Below are 18,365 nucleotides of genomic sequence, written 5' to 3' on the forward strand. Positions count from 1 at the left end.
ACTAATGTCCTGCACCTGAAATTCTTTCAATAAGTGTAAGAATTGGTGCATGGCACGCACCGGACGACCCACGGCCGAATTGAACCTCTCTGATGAAGAGCGCGAGCAGCTGTCGCGATGGACCCGCAGGCGCAAGACCGCCCAAGCGCTGGCACTGCGTTCGCGGATCGTACTGGCCTGCGCTGAGGGGATGGCAAACAAGGACGTCGCCACCCTGGTCGGGTGCTCGGCCCCGACGGTGACGAAGTGGCGCTCACGGTTTCTGCAGCACCGTCTGGATGGGCTCAGCGATGATCCACGCCCGGGGCGACCGGCAACGATCACCACCGAGCAGGTCGAAGATATCGTCGTCGCCACCTTGGAAAGCACTCCGGAAAACGCGACCCATTGGTCCCGGGCCAAGATGGCCGAACGCGCCGGATTGTCAAAGTCCACCATCGGGCGGGTCTGGAAGGCCTTTGGCCTGACGCCCCACCGCACCGACAGGTTCAAACTTTCCAACGACCCGTTCTTCGTGGAGAAGGTCTACGACATCGTGGGCCTGTACCTGAACCCGCCCGAATCCGCGGTGGTCCTCAGCGTCGATGAAAAATCTCAGGTCCAGGCCCTGTCCCGGTCACAACCGGCCTTCGGCGATGATGCCGGGCATGCCCGAGAAGCGCACCCATGACTATGCACGGCATGGCACCACAAGCCTGTTCGCGGCAATGAACGTCTCTGATGGGACCGTGATCGCCTCCACCTGCCGCTTGCACCGGGCCGTGGAGTTCAAGAAGTTCCTGACCAAGATCGATGCGCAGGTCCCGGCGGACCTGGACGTGCATATCGTCTGCGACAACTACGGGACACCCAAGAGTCCAACCATTGTCTCGTGGCTTGCCAAGCACCCGCGGTTCACGATGCACTTCACCCCTACGTACTCGTCCTGGATCAATCAGGTCGAGCGGCTGTTTGCCGAAGTGACCCGGGAACTACTCCAGCGCAGCGACCACAGGAACGTACAGACGCTGGAGAAAGACCTGCGCAACTGGGCCAAGGGATGGAACGAGAATCCCAAGCCGTTTATCTGCACGAAGACCGCCGAAGACATCCTCGAATCACTGGGAAGACTACTAAAACGAATTAACGGCGCGGGACACTAGGATGGGAGATGTGGTGGCAGATTCTCCCGGGGGGGTCGTCAGCAAAATCCCCCAGACGAACCCCGTGGCCACGTCTACTCCCAGCCGACCGGCCACGGCCACGGCGTGCGGGAGTCTCTGAACAAGATTCAAAAGATCATCAAGGAGATGAATCCATGACCCAAGCCGAGCAACAGCGAGCACTCCTGAACGATCACCTAGAGCGCGTACAGGCCCGAGTACACAAACTCGAAGCTGACCTCACCGCTGTGGTTCGTACCCGGCGCAACCAGTCCGACGATGATGAACACGATCCCGAAGGTGAAACCCTCTCTTCCCTTTGGTCCATGCAGGCAGGCCTCCTTGAAGCCGCACGTGCAGATGCCAGTCAGGCCAAAGACGCGATGCAGCGCCTCGAGGCAGGCGCCTACGGCATCTGCATCTCCTGTCTCGAGCCCATCCCCATCGGCCAGCTCGAAGTACGCCCCTTTCGAGAACGCTGCGTGCCATGCACAAGCTAAACACCCACCCCTGCCCGGACACGCGGATAGGGGGTTGAATGGTAACCGTGCAGCCGTTGGCGGTAAGGACCGGTATTCGTTGTGCTTTCAGGGCAGAAGCTATGTGGCTAGCCCTGCTCTAGCCTCTCGCAACTCGTCCGAGTGTTGCTGAATTGTTGCCCTGATTTTGTGGTGGCTTTTGATCCACGAATCGCTTCCTTCTCCGCGCGATTACAGGTTCGCCGGGGGTCTATCGCAAACCAGCGATTGCGATAGACCCAGCAGGCTTAGCGCCAGCCACTGTTCGGTTACTACTCGACCGCCGACTCCCCCAGCAGTCACTATGGGCACTAAAACGGGGTCGCTTGTGAATTCGGACAATATCTAGAGGGGCATAGCGGGAAGCTTGGCGTTCTCACTGTTCATGAGACATCGAACAGGGCTTTGCACTTCCGGAGCTGATGAAGGAAATGCCGGCAGAACCTTCCACGCCGCTGCGTTGTTGGTGCAGGATTAGCTCATATGTGGACGATTCGTCATTGCAAGGGCTTTTGCTCAACCGGTCTTTACATGGTGGAGTTCCGGTCCGTGAGTGCGGCAACGGCACGAGCCTAACTTTGGCTGGTATGCGTCAATATCAACAGTTCGGCGTGGAAAGGGGCTGCACCCAGCCAGCGGCATCCGTGGCTTGCGGGGCTGGGTTTTTAAGCTCTCTGCACCCTACCGCCCTTGACTTAGGTGGACACTGCTCCTCTCCACAGTGGAGGGCACGTTGGCAGGCTCCGCGGGGGCTCGCTTCATACCCGAAATCGAGACTAGGCGGTGTTTCCCCCCCCATTCGATACTCATGTTGTCTTCCTACGGACTAAGACGAGCACCAGTACAATTCCGCCGATCAGTGCCAGAGCTGAGGAGAGGACGGCTGCTTGGATGCCCAGTGTGCCATTCTGGACCCGCACCCACGCCAACCTAAAATCGTCAGCTAACACAAAGCCCCTGTTTTCTGCTTGTTTACAAACTTGACCCCATTGGAGCTTGGCTTGCTTTTTGATGTTCAGCCGAGCACTGAATTCAACGACAGTTGCTCTGAGTTCCACCTGGCGCCTAGCAAGCCTTTCTTCAATCTGCACTGGCTCGGTGCCGGGCATTTTATCGTGCTCAGGGCTAGTCATGGGCGGTGTTCTCCTTGAATTCTGTGGCGGGCTCCTACACGATGATCATGGCCCGTTCGGATTTCAGCGATCCTGCAGCCACGACTTGCTTCTTTCCCACCAATGACACGATGCCGACACTGTCGGTCGGCACTACTGCTAACGACAGTACGGCCAGAGCAAAGAAAGCAAGGAGACAGCTAGCGCCGACCCTGAGCACTATCAGGACCCGGTCCGCTCCTCAATGGAAACTCATTTAGCTCAGGTGTTTTCTGGGGAGTGGTTGTTGCTGTGTTGGTCGGGGTCGTTGTTGTGTTGTTGGCGTAGCTCGCGACCGTGGCGGATTTCTTCTTCTTCTTTGGTTTGGAGTTTGTCGCTTTTTTTGGTGTCTCGTGGTGGTAGTTGGATCGTTTCCTCGGCTTTGATGCCGGCTTGGAGTTGGCGTCCACGTTCGACTTCGGCGTCGAATTCGGCGCCGAATAGCAGTGACAGATTCAAGATCCAGAGCCAGAGCAGTGCGATGATTACCCCGCCGATTGCGCCGTACGTTTTGTTGTAACTGCTGAAGTTGGCGACGTAGAGACCGAATGCCAGCGATGCGAGCAGGAACACCACTAGTGCGATCGCTGAGCCTAGGCTCATCCAACGGAATTTGGGTTGTTTCACATTGGGTGTGGCGTAGTAGAGGACTGCTATTGCCACGATGATGAGCACGAGCATGACTGGCCATTTGGCGATGTTCCATACACTCAGGAAAGTTCCTCCGAGCCCGATGATATTCCCGACGGACTCTGCTACCGGCCCGCTGAGCACGAGCATCGCGGCCAGCACGACGACGATCAACAGGTTGACGACGGTGACCACCAGCATCGTGCCACGGAACTTGATGAAGGCCCGGCCCTCGTCGATTTCGTATACCCGGTTCATGGCCCGGCCGAAGGCGGCCACGTACCCGGAAGCGGACCAGATGGCGGTGAGAAGACCGATAACCAGGGCCAGGCCGGCGTTGGACGAGCTCACAAGTCCCTCGACAACGGGGCGGATGGTATCCACAGTTTGGCTTGGTGCGATGTTCTGGATGATATCTAGCAGCGCGGAAGTGGTCTTTTCGGCCTGTCCAAATAATCCCAATAGGGATACCAGAGCCAAAAGGGCCGGAAAAATTGACAGCACAGCATAGTAGGTCAGACCGGCGGCGAGGTCCGTGCACTGGTCCTTGGTGAACTCGCGCAGTGTTTTCTTGGCGACGTATTTCCACGACGCTTTGCTGACGTCTGTGGGATTGTCTGGTTTGCGCATATCCTCAGGCGCAGGGGCCGTGCGGGCCTTGGCGGTGCTGCTCTTGCTGGTTTCAGCGTTGTTCTCGGACATGGGTCCATCCTTTAGGGTTAAGTGCAATAGGCCGGCCTTTCCCTGGAAAGTCAGGGAGGGCCGGCCGGTTGCGGTACTCAGCTTTGCTGGACGTTGTCCTTGGCGTCGGCGGCCCGGCCCTTGACATCAGCAACAGCGTCTTGGCCTTCGTCCTTGACATGTTCAGTGGCGTCAGTGGCGGTGGCTTTGACGTTCTCTATCGCTTCTTGGGCTGGTTCCTTGAGTCCTTCGGCCAGTTCCTTAGCGGTCTCTGTCACATCTTTGGTGAGCGGTTCGGCAGCGGTCTTCAGGGCGTCTGCGGCTTCGCGTTCCTTCTCGCTGGCCGGAATCAGGGATGACAGGAGCAGCCCGGCGCCGAAGGCGATCAGTCCGGCAGCGAGCGGGTTTCCTTGCGCTTTAGCCTTCACTTGAGCCGGTGCGTCCCCGATCCCAGCACCTGCCTCGCTTAGGTTCCCGCCGGAGTGGTCGCTGGCTCCCATGACCTTGTCCTTGACTCCGAATACGGCATCTTTAACTTTCTCAGTCTGCCGTTGCACGATGTGCGACGGGGTGACTTTGTCCGCCACCGCGTCAACATTGGTACCGAGCCGTGCGCGGGTCGCTTCGATATCGGCTCGGATGGCATCCGGGTTTTCACTCATCGTTTTTCCTCGCTGATCTACGAATTGGGTTTGAGGGTAGGAGGGATTTCCTGCAGGGTCTGCCCCGTTTGGGGAAGACCCTTGATGGATTTGAGTTCCTTCCGGCCAAGCATGGCCAGAACAGCTGCAATGATTCCCCAAAGGATCGCTACAGCAACAGCAGACCAGCCCAGTCCGATTAGGTATCCGAGGGCCCACCAAAGAGCCAGCGACAAAAAAATGAGGACGAAATGACCGGCGACTCCGGCTCCGGCCAGCATGCCGCTGCCCTTCCCGGCCCGAGTGGCTGATTCCTTGAGCTCAACTTTGGCCAGCTCGACTTCCTGGCGCATCAGGGTGGAAATGTCTTGGGTGACCTCGCCAAGAAGTTCACCCAAGGACGAAGATTCCGCTTTGGAGTGGGCCCCGGTGTTCGGTATTTCGCTGCTCATCGATGACCACCGTCCAAGGGATCGTCACGTAGCGGATCGGCCGTTCCCAGCGGATCGGTCACGGCCGGTTCAGAACCCCACGGATGCTGTTGGCCAAGCTCTTCTTGAACGACAGCCCCAGATACGCTCGACGGGTAGGTGTCGGGCATACCCGCTGTGCTCGTGTCGGCGGTCGGCGGTTCCACAGGTACAGGCGGGACAGTCATTGCCGTATCAGGAGCCGTGGTCTTTGATACGTGCGTGTCATCGACGGACCCTGCGGAGACTTCAGCGTCGGGGGCGCCGGCACTGAGGCTGCGGCTGAGCCTTCCAGCCAGCACACCAGCACCGGCTGCCAGAAGCAGGAACGTACCAGGCTTTTGCCGGGCAAAGGACGTCACTTCAGCCAACAAGGAGCCAGGATCCCTGGCATCCAACCACGACGCCACGGACGAGGACCGCTCAGCTGCTTGGCGCACGAGGTCTGTGGCGACACCTGGCTGATCGGAGGCAGAAACCATGGCTTGCAACTCGGTGGATACCGAACGCAAGCCCTCTGCCACTTTTTGCTGCTGATTCGCAGCTTGGTCGGTGAGGTCGGACTTCGCCTGCGCCATCAGGTCCCGGGCGTTGGTCTTCACTTCAGCAGCGACGTTGGCTGCCTCGTCTTTGGCCGTATCCGTCACGTCTTGAGCTGCATCCTTGGCGTGGCGTGCAACTTCACCCGCTTCATCTTTAGCCGCGTCCGACTTCGAATCCGCACCCTGTCCAGAAGCCTGCGGTGTCGCGGTCGCGACCGACGGGAACGGTGAGGGCTGCCCGGGCGGGACCTGCCGTCCTGGCACGGGGTTTTGGCCAGTCTCGGGGACTTTGAGTCCCCCGTTTTCGGGCCATGAGTTCTCTGTCATCGTCGCTCTCTTTCAGGAAGGATCCATTGGAAAACATGAATCAACGGTCCGGATGAAAATACTAACCACGGTTACGATCTAGATGATAGGCAAAGTCCCCGCACCTCCGCAAGACATTCTTCGAAAGTCATCCAGTAGACCATGAAAAAACAGCAAGGATGCTTGCCAAAAAGCTGCGGACCCTGCCTACAGTAGAAACCCGGCAGTAGATTGTTGGCTGCACTCACTGTCCGCCCCCATCGTTTCGGCTACCACCAGCAGAAAGGCCGCCCGCATGGTCACGTCTCCCATGCCCCGCACCCAGGACGACGTCCGGCTGCTCCTCACTGCAGCCCGTCTAGTCCAGCACCGCCAAGACGAAGCACTGGCACCGCTCCGCCTGACACGCACCGCCGTCATCGCCCTTGAAGCAGTGGCGCTGAGCCCAATGAACCAAGAACAACTAGCTCAAAAAGCCGGAATCAGAAGCCAAACACTCGGGCGCGTGATCACCCGAGTGGAAGGAGAAGGGCTAGTCACCAGAACCCGCAACCCAGCGGACAAACGTCAATTCCTGGTCCAGATCACAACAGCCGGGAAAACCGCACTCGAAGCCGCCACCCAGACAGAAAGCGTAGCCATACCCAACGACTTCGATGGTTGGGACAACCTGCGAGAACTCCTCACGCAGCTAATCGAGACCTTCCAAGCCCCCGCAAGACCACCCTCAGGCGACACAGAAGATCGAAACAACTGAAGACTCCCCCATCTGAATCCCGAGCCACGTACTCCGTAATTTTAAGGCACGGGCTTTGGAACCAATTATGGAACCACTTCGGCTTGCGCCGGGCAAAACCATGTTCAGCACAATGATCGGTTTCTTGCCTCTGGCCCGATGCCATCATGCTGATTTGCTATGTCCACGTTCAGCCATCCCATGATGGAATCCCCCACCAAGACACCACCCTGTAGTAAGAGTCAGAAAACAGTCGGTCCTATGGGTCGCGAAGCTAGTTGGGTCAGCCACGCCGCGCCCGTCAGCTCATTGCTGGGCTGGATTTCGCCGTGGCTGCCCGCGGAACCGGACGCGCTACTCTCGAGCGCATCGGACCTCCAAGCATTATTATCCGGCGGCGGCACAAGAGCCGGCCCACCGAGGGTGCTTTACATGCGTCCGTTGCACCGACACCACCGGAATCAGCACATGCGTGGCTCCGCACCCGCACAGTGTCTTTGGTGTGGGGCGCTCCTCCCGGTTCTTCACCACCGTGGTGCCATAACGGATAATCCTGGCTCTCGCAAAACTCAGCGATGCAATCTTCCCGGGTAATCCAGGCATAACAAAGGCCCTATGTCCAGATCAGATTCGACAGCAGCACGATCTTCACATACGGCGTGCACAGTTTCGCGTTAGAACGACCAAGTGCGGCCAGAGAATCTGGCATCGGGTCGGTCGTTCGTTTTACACAGCAGCCCTGTCGTCAGCCTGACGCTGCGAACCAACACAGGGTCAAGGCCCACCAGAGAAAATAACAATCAACTCTGGCCCATCGGCACCCAACGCGACTACCTAATGTGAACCAACGCCACGCGCAATACCCACGCCCGTGCCAGGACGACTACCCGGGGTACTGGATTGTTCTGGACGATGTCGAATCTTCAACCTCAACCAAATGCCCTCATCCCTGAACCAAAATTATCAGGGATGAGGGCAGCGGCGTTGCGGTCAGATGGAACTGTAGTTTTTAGTCATCGTGCCGCGGATATTTGTTGATTTCGGAGGGTTTAGGCGTGGCTTTTGTTCCTGCCAGTGATGGCGCCGTAGATTCCTGCAACAACCAACCCGCCAACGATGGCTAGCAGCCATGATCCCAAGCTCCAGAACGTCATTTCTCCCTTGTTGAAGAGAAGGTCTCCGATCCAACCACCGACGATGGCGCCGACCACGCCCAGAATGAGGCTAGTTACCCAGCCCCCACCCACCCGGCCGGGCATGACGGCCTTGACGATGACTCCGACGATGAGACCGAGAATGATCCATCCAATGAAACCCATAATTACTCCTTAGAAACGTGTGACTACTGTGAAGTGCACTGTGGCAGGACCTCTGTTTTTATTCAGTTCTGCTCTGCAGCCCAGAGCTTACCCTGACCGTATAGCGATTCGGGACTGTTTTCTAGAGATTCACGATAAATAGCCAGCGGAATACCCTTGATTCGGCCCTGTTGACACCGCCGGATCGATATTTATGTAACGACAATCACCTTCAGGTGACTGGAAGGCCACTCTTCGTTACTTGATTGGAGATAGACCCTAACTACATCCAGTCTGATGGTGGGAGGGGTCGTTTATGCGAGAGTGAGATGAGCGTTTAGTGCGTGTCAGTCTCAGGTATTAGAACCTTGCTGCTTAGTGGTGTTCTATGTAGCTCCGCGGATCAGGGGCCGTGGTGTTGTGGGGCATGAGGTAGGGCGTGCTGTGCTGACGCTTGGATACCGGTGATCAGGATTTGGCCGTGTCAGTACAGGGTTCTATGGCGAGGATGTTGATGTGGATGTGGCCGGGGGTGAGTCCGGTGTGCTGAAGGGTCTCGCGGACACGGTTTTGGACGGACTGGGCAACCGAAAGGGCGGTGTAGGCGATGTCGGTGGCTATATCGAGATGAACTTGGACGGTGCCATCGACGATGGTTGCAGTGACGCCGTCATGTCGGTAGCTGCCGTTTTGGCTCTTGGGTTTTAATAGACTGCGCAGGGCCGCGGGTCCGAGCTGGGCAAGGAAGCCTTGAATGGTGGGTTCAAGTCTGAGAACTCCAGGTGTTTCCAGTGCGGTGCGCGCGGCTAGAGAGGCAATCATTTGGCTGTTGACTAGAGCGCCCTGAAAGGGTTGTTCAGACATCGTAAAGGTCCTCCACGGTGATGTTGATGGTTCCGGCATCGATGCCTATTCCGGCCGGGAGGACGTTACGGATCTCTCGCCGCAGTGCCGCAATAGTGTGGGGGATATTGATGTCCGCTGATGCAGCAACGCGAAGATTGATGATCAGTTCAGGATCAGTGCCGGGGTTGGCTGTGAGGGTGTTTTTGGAAGAGTCATTGGTGCCGGGGAGTATGTCGATGCGGCAGCGTCGGGAGTGGATGCCAGGGATGGCTGTTGCTGCGCGTCGGATCACCGTGCTTAGTGCTTGTTCACTGATCTCGATGGTCCCGTACCCTGTTGTGCGCACTAGGAGTTTTTGACCGCGGCGTACCTCTGCCCGGGCGATGTCCATGATGGTATTAGTGATCCCGGGGCGCGGTTTGAGCTGCGGATCCTGCTGGTCGCTTTCGGCCAGTGCGTGCGTTGCCTTCTTGAGTTGTTGCAACTGTGTTCTGGCTGTTCGGCAATGTTGACAATGTTCTTCGTGCCCGGAAGGTGGCTGGTCAATGCCGGCCCAGATCTGATCGATGCTGCGGCCGCAGCCGAGGCGGGGAGTGTCATCTAGCGCCACTGGCTCATCCCTTCTGCTATTTTTTGGCGTGCGCGGGCGAGTGTGCCGCGGACCGTTGTGGGGCTAATCTTAAGTGTGTCACTTATTTCTGCGTAACTACGGCCATGAATTTCGCGTAAGAGCCAGCAGGCCCGTTGCACCGGCGGCAGCGTGTTCAGCACCTCGGTGAGCTCGCCCTGTTGAGCGGACCACTCAGCCCGGTCAGCCGGGTCCGCACCTGAAGAGTCTTGGAGAGAACCGCTTTCTGCCGTGAAACGTAGTTCCTCTGGATCGGTAATCGTTTCAGCATGGGTGGAGCGCTTACGGAGCAGGTCCAGGCATTTATTGGTTGCCAAGCGGTAGAGCCAACCACTAAAGGCGTCTACGTCCGCGAGCATCGGCAGGGAACGCCAACTGGTGGTGAGTGTTTCCTGAACGATATCTTCAGCATCTGTTCGGTTGTTGAGCATCCGGTAGGCCAGGCGGAACAGTCGATCTTGATAGGCCATCACGAGATGTTCAAAGGCTGCCAAGTCTCCGTCTTGGGCGCGCGCGACGACACTCCCCTCATCCTGTTCCACGCTGGGGCCGTGATCATTCATGCACTATCCGTTCTCTGAAGCCAGATATCGGCGCTTGGCCCCAATATGCCACATGCCGGACGCCAGCGGAGCTATAGCGTCCACCGGATGGGATTATTTTTTGTTGTCACGCGTGACGTATACCCCCGAGCTGCGTCTTTATCTATGCAAGGGAAATCACACATATCCACGAAGGAGCTGTTTTTCATGGCAGAGTCACCCAAAACCCCCGGAACATCCAGTGGCATTGTGCCCACTCCCGAAGAGCAGAAGCACAGCGCAGCTCAGCAAGAACAGCCCAAGAAGCATGATGCGCTACATACAGACCGCGGAGATACCTCCATCGAGGAAACCGTGGTCCAGAAGCTGGCTGGGATGGCCACACGGGAAGTCCCCGGCGTGTACGCGATGGGAAGTTCAGGTCGGCGCGCGTTCAGTGCCATCACCGAACGCATCCCTGGATCACAAACCAACGTCAGCGGCGGGGTCAGCGTTGAAAAAGGCGAACGTCAAACAGCCATCGATGTCTCCATCGTGGTTGAATATGGCGTTTCCATCGTCGAGATCAGCCAAGGCATTCGCCGCAATGTCATTCAATCAGTGGAGCACGTCACCGGCTTGGAAGTGATTGAAGTGAACGTCAACGTCACTGATGTCCACCTCCCCGAGGAAGATCAGCACGACCAGCAAAACCAGCAGGAACGCAAAACTGAACTTCAGTAAGGCAGAAGCACCGGGCGGGAACCCCCGCCCGGTGCACCAGTGAGTTAAAGAGAGGAAGAAAATGACTATGTCTACTACACGGTGGTGCCTAATGATAGGGCTGGTGCTGGGAATAGTTTTAGCTTTCGGTGGCTGGTGGGCGCTGGTATCGGCAGTGGTCCTAGCTTTCATCGGTTTGCTGATCGGCCGGGTGGCGGAAGGCAAACTCGACGTGGCTGCCGTGTTCGGTAAAGCAACAAGTCGATGAACCCGCCAGGCGCGCACGCCCAGCCACTGGACACGCGCAAGGACGGGGATGCCGGTGGCATCGATTCGCGAGGACAGACAGTGCTGGCGGATAAAGTGATCGAGAAAATCGCCAGCCAAGTCGCCAGCGATGAATCCGCCGCAGGTGGCGCCTCAGGCGGTTTTCTGGGCATCGGCGCCCACGCGGACCTCTCCGTCAGGCCCAAGGCGTCGGTTGATCTGAGCGGAAACATTGCCACGCTGAGCGTGGAAGTCGGGATGCTCTACCCCGTTCCTTTACGTCAGGCAACGGAGAATCTGCGTCAGCGGATCCGGGCCAGGGTCACTGAGCTAACCGGGGTAGAAGTCCGACATGTGGATATTAAAGTCTGTTGGCTCACCAATACCGACGGTGAGTCCCGTGGGAAAAGGAAATTGCTATGAGCCGCAACGATGGACGCTCTACACGCCTTCGCCGCCGTCCCAGCCGTACCATACCTGCTCTAGTTGCCGGAATTTTGCTCCTGGCTATCAGTGTTGGGCTGGTTTGGGCCAGCATTGCCAGACTCATCGACGGGACTTGGTCCACCCTCTTAGCAAGCCCCCGGGACTGGCTGACGAGCCTTTCATGGGACAGCCCATCCATATGGGCTATCGCAATAGTCGCCATCGTGGTTGGTGTGATCCTGCTGCTGTGTGCTCTCATTCCGGGAGCCTTCAGTGCACTGACTGTGCGCAGCGGCGCCGCAACTGGTGGTTCGAACTCTGATGCCCAGGCCCAAGAACGCGAGACTGTCATGACCCGCCGGGCTGTAGCCCACGTTGTCAGGGCCCAGTGCGTGCAGATTGATGGCGTCAGTGGGGTATCGGCCACTGCCAGCAACAAGCACGTGCATCTGAGCGTGAAGACCTCATTGCGGGAAACCAGCGATCTTCGCTCCCGTGTCATTGAGGAGGTCCGGGACCGGTTGACCACGATCGGGCTCGACCCGGTCCCGCGGATCAGCGCGACCATCGAGACCATCGAGACCCAAGGATGAGACAACCACCTACCCGTCATCAAATCGACAAGGAAATTCGATGAGACAAACAGCAGGAACTCTCAATCGCACGTGGCTGGCAATCCTAGGCATCCTCATTCTCGCCGCCGGTGCAGCCCTGCTCCTGCAAACCACAGGAATTCTGCAAAAAGTTTTCCAAACCCCGGCTCCAGGCACCAAGATCGTCACCGGCGAGCTGCACTCTTTCTTCGCACAACAATGGCTGATAATTATCTTTCTGATCATCAGCGTTGTTGTAGGTGTGCTGGCTCTAGTGTGGATCATTGCCCAAATCCCTGTGAAGAACTTGGCAGAGACCTACCGACTGCACCAAGAGGGCGCACAAGGACGAACGAGTTGCGACCCGTCTGTTCTGGCCAGCGCAGTGGAGCACCAGATCGACTCCCTGCCTGATGTGCTCACTTCCACGGTAATACTTCGAGGGACCGTCGATGAGCCCGATGTGACTTTGAGAGTCACCGTCAACGATCAAGCAGACATCCGTGCATTACTGCGCCACGTTGAAAGAACCACCTTGGCCGAGCTATCCACAGCGTTGGAAGCACCCCTGCATAAACGTCGCGTACAGATCGACGTCAGCGCACGCAAGCAAAACACCGGAACAGTCAGGCCCTCCACCGGTACCGTTCTGCAGTAATCCGAACCCAGCGAGCTTTCAGGAGGGTGCAGTGATCACTACCAAAGACCTCGAAACGATCATGACCGGCGGCGTTGTCTATTCCGGGGATGGGCAGGAAATCGGGACCGCGCGCGAGATCTATTTAGATCCCAAAAGCGGGGAACCAGCGATGGCACGGGTTAGCAACGTCATCCCCTCCACCGCAGATATCCTCCTGCCCCTGCAGGACGCAACATTGGAAGGCAACACCCTTCACGTTCCCTATCCAGCAGCGCAGATCATGGACGCCCCCGCCATAGACACCAGCGAAGGAATCAGCGCCACCACTCAAGCCAGGCTGTACCGGCACTACGCTGACCACTCCACGTGTGTTGATACTACCGACGCAGGGGACCACGCGGTGGAGATGATCCGCTCAGAAGAGCAGCTACGCGTACATTCTGAGACCTATGCCACTGAACGATTGCGGCTGGGTAAATATATCGTCACCGAAGACGTGGCGTTCACCATTGCAATTCGCCGGGAAGAATTCCGACTTGAACGCGAAACCGTTCCGACTACGGACGACGGTCCAGGTCTTAACCATGGACCCCTATCAGAAGGGGACTATGAAATGATCCTGTACGCCGAGCGCCCCGTGGTCACCATGGAAGTCGTGCCGGTGGAACGCATTACCGTCCGCAGAAACATCATTACCGCACGGCAACACCTCACCGAGCAAGTCCGCGAAGAACACATCGATACCCACGGCGGCAACAATAACGACTAATCCGCCCCACAACCCCAGGACGTATCCACGTGCTGGCCGCGAGAAATCTACACAGTAGAAATCGATACAGAGGAGAATCACCATGATCAGCACTGAACAGATTCAGGACCTGCTCGGCCGCGGCGGGACCGTCACCGGTGGTAACGGGTACGAGATCGGCCGGATCGGTCAGGTCTACTTGGACGATGACACAGGCCAGCCCGCGTGGGTCACCGCCAAGACGGGCTTGTTTGGCACCTCAGAAACTTTCATCCCGTTGGCCGAGGGCACTGTGGAGGAGGACACCATCCGCGTCCCCTACGACAAGTCCACCGTCAAAGACGCCCCACGGATCGACGCCGAGGAGCACTTGAGCGTGGATCAGGAACAGGCCCTCTTTCAGTACTACGGTCTGGGACATTCGCAGCCAGCCTCGGATTCCGGGCTCCCCGCCGATGGCATCGCTCAGCAGTCGACAGCGGGACAGCACACGGATCGCTCCGCTGAGCAAGACGCACAGGTCCGTGACACCTCCGGACCGAACACCGATGATGCCATGACTCGTTCGGAAGAGCAGCTGCGGGTCGGTACTGAAAAGGTTCAAACCGGCAAGGCCCGGCTGCGCAAGTACGTGGTGTCCGAGACCGTGACCACCACGGTGCCGGTCAGCCACGAAGAAGTCAGTATCGAACGCGAGCCCATCACCGAAAGTAACCGGGACGCTGCCATGACCGGCGGAGAGCTCACCGAAGAGGAAGTCGAGGTCACCCTGCACGCGGAACGGCCCGTGGTGGAGAAGGAGACCGTCCCCGTCGAGCGAGTCCGGCTCAATACAGAAACTGTCACCGAAGAGCAACAAGTCACCGAGGAAGTCCGCAAGGAACAAATCGACACCGACACCGATGAGGACGTCAACCCAGAGAGGCGCTGACACCTCGCTCACGTCCGAATTTCTTCCCCATCCCACGCGAAATCAACGCAAAGGAGAAAACAAATGCAGATCGACAAGCAGCAGATCATTGACCATCTCAAGGGTACAGGCGACCAAGACAAGGCCGATCAGGCCCAGTCCGAACTCCCCGAGAAGGTCGACACCGAGAAGGACTCCGGATTGCTAGACAAGTTCGGCATCAATCCCAAAGATCTGATGGGTAAGCTCGGCGGATTGGGCGGCTAGCCCACCCCCACTGCCGTGGAACGTCCGGCAGGTAAGCCTGAAGGACATGTTCGCCCCGTTTCTTCGTGGAGCGGGGCGAACCCAATAGAGCAACTGAACACAGCTCAGTGGCGCCAGAGCCCTCCAGAGCACCGCCGATATCCTGCAATGCTAAGCACCGTTGTGGGTTCTTACCTTCAGGTCGGAGTGCAAGGCCCACCAGCACGTATGGTCCTATGTGCTGGTGGGCCTGAGCACATCACAGCAGTATAAGGATTGCCTCGTTCGGGCTGGTACTACTGCCATGCTGCAGGGGAAGATGTGTCTTGTGAATTAAACCGGCGAGCGGCGTCCTATCTTCTGTGCCAACGCCGAGGTGTCCGGGCATGAGCGATATTGGCTGTGGCCGGCCTTAATCGAGTTCTCTTCGTTTTTGGCGGAAGCCGGTTGTTCCGGAGTCTCCTGCGCTAACTGTGTTGCCGGAGTCATTTTTACCTTTAGGAGCATTCATGATCACCGGAAGTTGTTTGGACCCCCTGGGGTCCCCGAACTCGGGGCCATGCAAGCATGGTGCCGAGGTTGATCATGGATAGCGTCGCGTTGTTGTTTTTAGCCGCCGGTATAGCGGCCCTGGCTGCAGCGATTCTGCCTAGACTGCTGGGACAGGTTCCGGTGTCCATGCCGATGGTGTTCTTTACGGCCGGTCTGTTGGGTTTTTCGGTCTTGGGTTTCCTGCCCAACCCGGACCCGGTCGATTATGGGCCCGTGGCCCAACATCTGACCGAGCTGTGCGTGATCATCTCCCTCATGGGCGCGGGGCTGGCCATCAATCGTCCCTTCCGTATACGAAGCTGGGCAACCACGTGGCGGTTGTTGGGCATCACGATGCCCCTGTCGATCCTTGCTGTGGCTCTCCTTGGTTGGTGGATGCTGGGGCTTGGTGTTGCCGCGGCCATCTTGCTGGCGGCGGCCTTGGCACCAACCGATCCGGTGCTGGCTTCCGAGGTGCAGGTGGGTGAACCCACCGATGATGAAGAAGGCCAGGATGAGGACGAGGCACGCTTCGCGCTCACTTCCGAAGCCGGCCTCAACGACGGCTTGGCTTTTCCCTTTGTCTACCTTGCTATTGGCATCAGCAGTGTCGGGTTGGCGCCGCGGGAATGGCTAGGTGAATGGATTTTCCAGGATCTGGTGTGGCGGCTCGCCGCGGGGTTCATCATCGGCATCTTAACCGGTTGGCTGCTGGGCAAGCTGTTCTTTTCCACCGCGGCCAAGCGCCTCAAGCTCTCCGAAAATGCCGAAGGGTTCTCCGCCCTTGCAGCAACGTTCCTGGCCTACGGCGCCGCTGAACTGGTCAATGGATACGGGTTCCTGGCCGTTTTTGTCGGCGCGTGCACGATCCGCGCCGCTGAGCGTTCCCACGGCTATCACCGGATCCTGCATAACTTCGTTGAACAGATCGAACGCATCCTCACCGTGGTGATCCTGGTCCTGCTGGGAGGCGCGGTCGCCCGGGGTCTATTGGCTGGTATCGGATGGAAAGAAATCTTCGTGGTCTGCTTGATCCTGCTGGTCATTCGACCCGTCGCCGGATGGCTGGGGTTGGCTAGAGGCAAGACCGGGCCACAAGAGCGGGCCGTTATTTCGTTCTTTGGCGTCCGGGGCATCGGATCACTGTTCTACATGGCCTATGCACTGGAAAAAGGCGCTTTCGGAGACGGGGAATACCTGTGGGCAATGGTGGGTCTGACGGTCACCGGGTCCATCCTGTTGCATGGTGCCGCTGCCTCCCCCGTCATGAACTATCTCGATGCTCAGCGCATCAAGAAGGCCAAAGCCCGCGGTAGGCCGGACCAAGCCCCTACCACCGCGGTCTGAGCCCACCGTTCACGAGAGTCCCGTTCCGCCAAGCAAACGCGAACCGTCAAGGCCCCGTTTTTGGGGATTATGGGATTGTCAATACGATCCGTTCAGCGTCAGATTCGTGCGTCAACAAGTCATGATATGTGTGCGCTCCGGACGGTCCAGATCATTAGGGCGTTTCCTGCACGACGGTATCCTGTGCCTCGGTCAGACCCTTAGTAGCTTCTGGTACCATGCGCCGAGAATTGAGGTGTGTCAAGGATCTGGGACAGTTGGTTAGTTTCTTTTTTGGTTAGGCAGCAGCGCGTTGTTGGTGGTTTTGGGTAGTGAAGTTGGCCATGGCTGTTGCCGGCGGTAGTCCGTCGTTATGGCTGTGTGGTCTCCACCGGTTGTAGAAGGCCTCGATATAGTGCATGGTGGCCTGTCTGGCGGCCTGGCGGGTATCAAAGCTGTAGTGGTGGTAGAACTCGTTCTTCAGGGACGAGAACGCTGATTCAGCCACGGCATTGTCCCAACACACACCGGCTAATCCCATCGACTGGCGGATATTATTTCCGGTACACCAAGCCCCCAGTTCGCGGGAGGTGTATTGAGCCCCATGGTCTGAATGAAAAATTCCGTTTGCTTGCAGATGGCCCTTGTCTCTGGCCATTTCCAGCGCACTGACACACAGGGATGCGCGCATATGGTCGGCCATGGCCCAGCCGACAATCATGCGGGTGCACAGGTCGATGACGGTGGCCAGATACAGCCATCCCTCTCCCGTGCGCAAATACGTGATGTCTCCGACCAGGCGGGTGCCCGGGGTTGCTGCGGTGAAGTCACGGCCGATGAGATCCTTGAAAACCTTGTCCGGATCGCCAGGGATGGTGGTTCGTTTGAAGGCGCGCATCCGCCTGGCGACCCACCCGTTTTCAGCCATGATCGTGGCCACGGTTCCCACGGAAACAGCCACCCCGTCGGCGGCTAATTTGGTGTGAACCATGCGGTGGCCAAAGATCTGATCGGAGGAATCGAACATCGACTTCACTTGATCGGTCAGCTCCCTATGGCGGATGGTTGTGGGCGTGTCGGTGGCATCACGCCAGCGGTAGTACGAGGACCTGGGCACACCCAGTTGCCGGCACATCCACGCGACTTTTTCTCCAGCGTTCTCCTCCTGCTGAACAAAGCGGTAGGTATCAATTACCGTTGCTCCTTGGCGAAGAACGCTGAAACTTTTTTTAGGAATTCATTCTCCCGTTCCACTTCACGAAGCCGGGCCTCCAAGGCCTTGTATTTCGTGGCATCCACCGGTTGATCCGGTTTCTTGCCCTCACCGCTTTGACCTTCGCGGGAGAGTTTGACCCAGCGTTTGAGGGCGGTCAGTGAGATGCCGAGTTCGGCAGCCACCAGAGCCAGCGGGCGGCCGGAAGATTCAGCTAACGCGACGGCGTCGGCCTTGAACTCATCAGAGTAGGTTGGTCGAGAAGACATGGGAACAATCCTTTCAGGAACTGTCTCACATCATTACTACACCTCAAATAGCGCTCAACCGCAACGTCTTCCGCAAGAAGTTAGAGTGCTGAATATTGGCACCAGTCCGCACTCTGCTGTTTGATGAGTATTTGAAGGCTTGAGCAGCACTACTATTGGGGTTGAGCAGCATTGGATATTGCTGGTGAGCAGCATCAGGGGCGAGGAGCTGCTCACCAGCTGGTTGGGGTTAGCCGCAATGCCGTTCGGTTAGGCCGTGGTGTTTGATGTCAAGTCGGCGTGTCTAGTGCGGAATGAGGTGTGGCTCCTATTTGAGTAGTTCGGTCCACCAAGACTGATCTACTCCAACGGGAGCCACTATGT

General features: G+C 57.8%; 22 protein-coding genes and 1 pseudogene. 12 read left to right on the top strand and 11 right to left on the bottom strand.

What is annotated here, in order from left to right:
- The first annotated feature begins 49 nt into the window (after positions 1-49).
- Both QMG25_RS18610 and QMG25_RS18615 read left to right on the top strand, forming a co-directional pair.
- Positions 50-1,142: pseudogene (locus QMG25_RS18610) on the top strand (IS630 family transposase).
- Positions 1,143-1,297: 155 nt separating this feature from the next.
- Positions 1,298-1,642, top strand: coding sequence for a TraR/DksA family transcriptional regulator (locus QMG25_RS18615; protein ID WP_283462564.1), 345 nt, complete (start codon positions 1,298-1,300; stop codon positions 1,640-1,642).
- 824 nt (positions 1,643-2,466) lie between these two features.
- Here the strand turns inward: QMG25_RS18615 and QMG25_RS18620 are convergent.
- The 5 genes from QMG25_RS18620 to QMG25_RS18640 form a co-directional block, all read right to left on the bottom strand.
- A complete protein-coding gene (locus tag QMG25_RS18620; RefSeq protein ID WP_283462565.1) occupies positions 2,467-2,793 on the bottom strand; it encodes a hypothetical protein in 327 nt (108 codons plus the stop codon).
- A gap of 240 nt (positions 2,794-3,033) precedes the next feature.
- A complete protein-coding gene (locus tag QMG25_RS18625; RefSeq protein ID WP_283462566.1) occupies positions 3,034-4,143 on the bottom strand; it encodes a YihY/virulence factor BrkB family protein in 1,110 nt (369 codons plus the stop codon).
- A gap of 77 nt (positions 4,144-4,220) precedes the next feature.
- Positions 4,221-4,784, bottom strand: a complete 564-nt coding sequence (locus QMG25_RS18630; RefSeq protein ID WP_283462567.1) for a DUF3618 domain-containing protein — start codon at positions 4,782-4,784, stop codon at positions 4,221-4,223.
- Positions 4,785-4,801: 17 nt separating this feature from the next.
- The gene (locus tag QMG25_RS18635) at positions 4,802-5,215 is read right to left on the bottom strand and encodes a phage holin family protein (protein WP_283462568.1); all 414 of its coding nucleotides are present in this window, start codon (positions 5,213-5,215) and stop codon (positions 4,802-4,804) included.
- On the bottom strand, positions 5,212-6,102 hold the full coding sequence (locus tag QMG25_RS18640; protein WP_283462570.1) for a hypothetical protein: 891 nt from the start codon (positions 6,100-6,102) through the stop codon (positions 5,212-5,214). The genes QMG25_RS18635 and QMG25_RS18640 overlap by 4 nt, the downstream gene beginning before the upstream one ends.
- A 274-nt stretch (positions 6,103-6,376) precedes the next feature.
- Here QMG25_RS18640 and QMG25_RS18645 point away from each other — a divergent pair, with 274 nt between their 5' ends.
- Positions 6,377-6,838, top strand: a complete 462-nt coding sequence (locus QMG25_RS18645) for a MarR family winged helix-turn-helix transcriptional regulator (RefSeq protein ID WP_283462572.1) — start codon at positions 6,377-6,379, stop codon at positions 6,836-6,838.
- Positions 6,839-7,866: 1,028 nt separating this feature from the next.
- Here the strand turns inward: QMG25_RS18645 and QMG25_RS18650 are convergent.
- From QMG25_RS18650 to QMG25_RS18665, 4 genes are all read right to left on the bottom strand, one after another.
- Positions 7,867-8,136: a GlsB/YeaQ/YmgE family stress response membrane protein gene (locus QMG25_RS18650; protein WP_283462573.1), complete on the bottom strand. Its 270-nt coding sequence runs from the start codon at positions 8,134-8,136 to the stop codon at positions 7,867-7,869.
- Between the two features lie 447 nt (positions 8,137-8,583).
- Positions 8,584-8,979 carry an Asp23/Gls24 family envelope stress response protein gene (locus QMG25_RS18655; protein ID WP_283462575.1) on the bottom strand — a complete coding sequence of 132 codons (396 nt, stop codon included), beginning with the start codon at positions 8,977-8,979 and terminating at the stop codon, positions 8,584-8,586.
- The gene (locus QMG25_RS18660; protein ID WP_283462576.1) at positions 8,972-9,445 is read right to left on the bottom strand and encodes an Asp23/Gls24 family envelope stress response protein; all 474 of its coding nucleotides are present in this window, start codon (positions 9,443-9,445) and stop codon (positions 8,972-8,974) included. Before QMG25_RS18660 ends, QMG25_RS18655 begins: the two co-directional genes overlap by 8 nt.
- Positions 9,446-9,561: 116 nt before the next feature.
- The gene (locus QMG25_RS18665) at positions 9,562-10,152 is read right to left on the bottom strand and encodes an RNA polymerase sigma factor (RefSeq protein WP_283462578.1); all 591 of its coding nucleotides are present in this window, start codon (positions 10,150-10,152) and stop codon (positions 9,562-9,564) included.
- A gap of 186 nt (positions 10,153-10,338) precedes the next feature.
- On the opposite strand from QMG25_RS18665, the gene QMG25_RS18670 reads away from it, so the two are divergent.
- From QMG25_RS18670 to QMG25_RS18710, 9 genes are all read left to right on the top strand, one after another.
- The gene (locus QMG25_RS18670; RefSeq protein ID WP_283462580.1) at positions 10,339-10,854 is read left to right on the top strand and encodes an Asp23/Gls24 family envelope stress response protein; all 516 of its coding nucleotides are present in this window, start codon (positions 10,339-10,341) and stop codon (positions 10,852-10,854) included.
- A 67-nt stretch (positions 10,855-10,921) separates the two neighbouring features.
- A complete protein-coding gene (locus QMG25_RS18675) occupies positions 10,922-11,101 on the top strand; it encodes a hypothetical protein (RefSeq protein ID WP_283462582.1) in 180 nt (59 codons plus the stop codon).
- Positions 11,098-11,523: an Asp23/Gls24 family envelope stress response protein gene (locus QMG25_RS18680; protein WP_283462583.1), complete on the top strand. Its 426-nt coding sequence runs from the start codon at positions 11,098-11,100 to the stop codon at positions 11,521-11,523. The genes QMG25_RS18675 and QMG25_RS18680 overlap by 4 nt, the downstream gene beginning before the upstream one ends.
- 227 nt (positions 11,524-11,750) lie before the next feature.
- Positions 11,751-12,119, top strand: coding sequence for a DUF6286 domain-containing protein (locus QMG25_RS18685; RefSeq protein WP_283462584.1), 369 nt, complete (start codon positions 11,751-11,753; stop codon positions 12,117-12,119).
- 40 nt (positions 12,120-12,159) lie between these two features.
- The gene (locus tag QMG25_RS18690; protein ID WP_283462585.1) at positions 12,160-12,777 is read left to right on the top strand and encodes an Asp23/Gls24 family envelope stress response protein; all 618 of its coding nucleotides are present in this window, start codon (positions 12,160-12,162) and stop codon (positions 12,775-12,777) included.
- A 31-nt stretch (positions 12,778-12,808) separates the two neighbouring features.
- Positions 12,809-13,528, top strand: a complete 720-nt coding sequence (locus tag QMG25_RS18695; protein ID WP_283462586.1) for a PRC and DUF2382 domain-containing protein — start codon at positions 12,809-12,811, stop codon at positions 13,526-13,528.
- An 82-nt stretch (positions 13,529-13,610) separates the two neighbouring features.
- Positions 13,611-14,438 (top strand): DUF2382 domain-containing protein, encoded by an 828-nt coding sequence (locus QMG25_RS18700; RefSeq protein WP_283462587.1) that lies wholly within the window; start codon positions 13,611-13,613, stop codon positions 14,436-14,438.
- Between the two features lie 63 nt (positions 14,439-14,501).
- Positions 14,502-14,684: a hypothetical protein gene (locus QMG25_RS18705; protein ID WP_283462588.1), complete on the top strand. Its 183-nt coding sequence runs from the start codon at positions 14,502-14,504 to the stop codon at positions 14,682-14,684.
- Positions 14,685-15,245: 561 nt separating this feature from the next.
- The gene (locus tag QMG25_RS18710; protein ID WP_283462596.1) at positions 15,246-16,541 is read left to right on the top strand and encodes a cation:proton antiporter; all 1,296 of its coding nucleotides are present in this window, start codon (positions 15,246-15,248) and stop codon (positions 16,539-16,541) included.
- A 277-nt stretch (positions 16,542-16,818) separates the two neighbouring features.
- Here the strand turns inward: QMG25_RS18710 and QMG25_RS18715 are convergent, their stop codons facing one another.
- Entirely contained in the window at positions 16,819-17,757 is a 939-nt protein-coding gene (locus tag QMG25_RS18715) for an IS3 family transposase (protein WP_349307158.1), read from the bottom strand.
- Positions 17,712-18,002, bottom strand: coding sequence for a transposase (locus QMG25_RS18720; protein ID WP_170133339.1), 291 nt, complete (start codon positions 18,000-18,002; stop codon positions 17,712-17,714). The genes QMG25_RS18715 and QMG25_RS18720 overlap by 46 nt, the downstream gene beginning before the upstream one ends.
- Positions 18,003-18,365 lie beyond the last annotated feature (363 nt).

Source organism: Arthrobacter sp. H35-D1 (assembly GCF_030063185.1).
GTDB lineage: Bacteria > Actinomycetota > Actinomycetes > Actinomycetales > Micrococcaceae > Specibacter.

Excerpts from the sequence above, each read along its gene's own strand:
- QMG25_RS18720 (WP_170133339.1), bottom strand. The coding sequence starts at position 18,002 with ATGTCTTCTCGACCAACCTACTCTGATGAGTTCAAGGCCGACGCCGTC.
- QMG25_RS18635 (WP_283462568.1), bottom strand. The coding sequence starts at position 5,215 with ATGAGCAGCGAAATACCGAACACCGGGGCCCACTCCAAAGCGGAATCT.
- QMG25_RS18645 (WP_283462572.1), top strand. The coding sequence starts at position 6,377 with ATGGTCACGTCTCCCATGCCCCGCACCCAGGACGACGTCCGGCTGCTC.
- QMG25_RS18700 (WP_283462587.1), top strand. The coding sequence starts at position 13,611 with ATGATCAGCACTGAACAGATTCAGGACCTGCTCGGCCGCGGCGGGACC.
- QMG25_RS18620 (WP_283462565.1), bottom strand. The coding sequence starts at position 2,793 with ATGACTAGCCCTGAGCACGATAAAATGCCCGGCACCGAGCCAGTGCAG.
- QMG25_RS18665 (WP_283462578.1), bottom strand. The coding sequence starts at position 10,152 with ATGAATGATCACGGCCCCAGCGTGGAACAGGATGAGGGGAGTGTCGTC.
- QMG25_RS18640 (WP_283462570.1), bottom strand. The coding sequence starts at position 6,102 with ATGACAGAGAACTCATGGCCCGAAAACGGGGGACTCAAAGTCCCCGAG.
- QMG25_RS18690 (WP_283462585.1), top strand. The coding sequence starts at position 12,160 with ATGAGACAAACAGCAGGAACTCTCAATCGCACGTGGCTGGCAATCCTA.
- QMG25_RS18680 (WP_283462583.1), top strand. The coding sequence starts at position 11,098 with ATGAACCCGCCAGGCGCGCACGCCCAGCCACTGGACACGCGCAAGGAC.
- QMG25_RS18615 (WP_283462564.1), top strand. The coding sequence starts at position 1,298 with ATGACCCAAGCCGAGCAACAGCGAGCACTCCTGAACGATCACCTAGAG.
- QMG25_RS18670 (WP_283462580.1), top strand. The coding sequence starts at position 10,339 with ATGGCAGAGTCACCCAAAACCCCCGGAACATCCAGTGGCATTGTGCCC.
- QMG25_RS18625 (WP_283462566.1), bottom strand. The coding sequence starts at position 4,143 with ATGTCCGAGAACAACGCTGAAACCAGCAAGAGCAGCACCGCCAAGGCC.
- QMG25_RS18705 (WP_283462588.1), top strand. The coding sequence starts at position 14,502 with ATGCAGATCGACAAGCAGCAGATCATTGACCATCTCAAGGGTACAGGC.
- QMG25_RS18650 (WP_283462573.1), bottom strand. The coding sequence starts at position 8,136 with ATGGGTTTCATTGGATGGATCATTCTCGGTCTCATCGTCGGAGTCATC.
- QMG25_RS18675 (WP_283462582.1), top strand. The coding sequence starts at position 10,922 with ATGTCTACTACACGGTGGTGCCTAATGATAGGGCTGGTGCTGGGAATA.
- QMG25_RS18630 (WP_283462567.1), bottom strand. The coding sequence starts at position 4,784 with ATGAGTGAAAACCCGGATGCCATCCGAGCCGATATCGAAGCGACCCGC.
- QMG25_RS18655 (WP_283462575.1), bottom strand. The coding sequence starts at position 8,979 with ATGTCTGAACAACCCTTTCAGGGCGCTCTAGTCAACAGCCAAATGATT.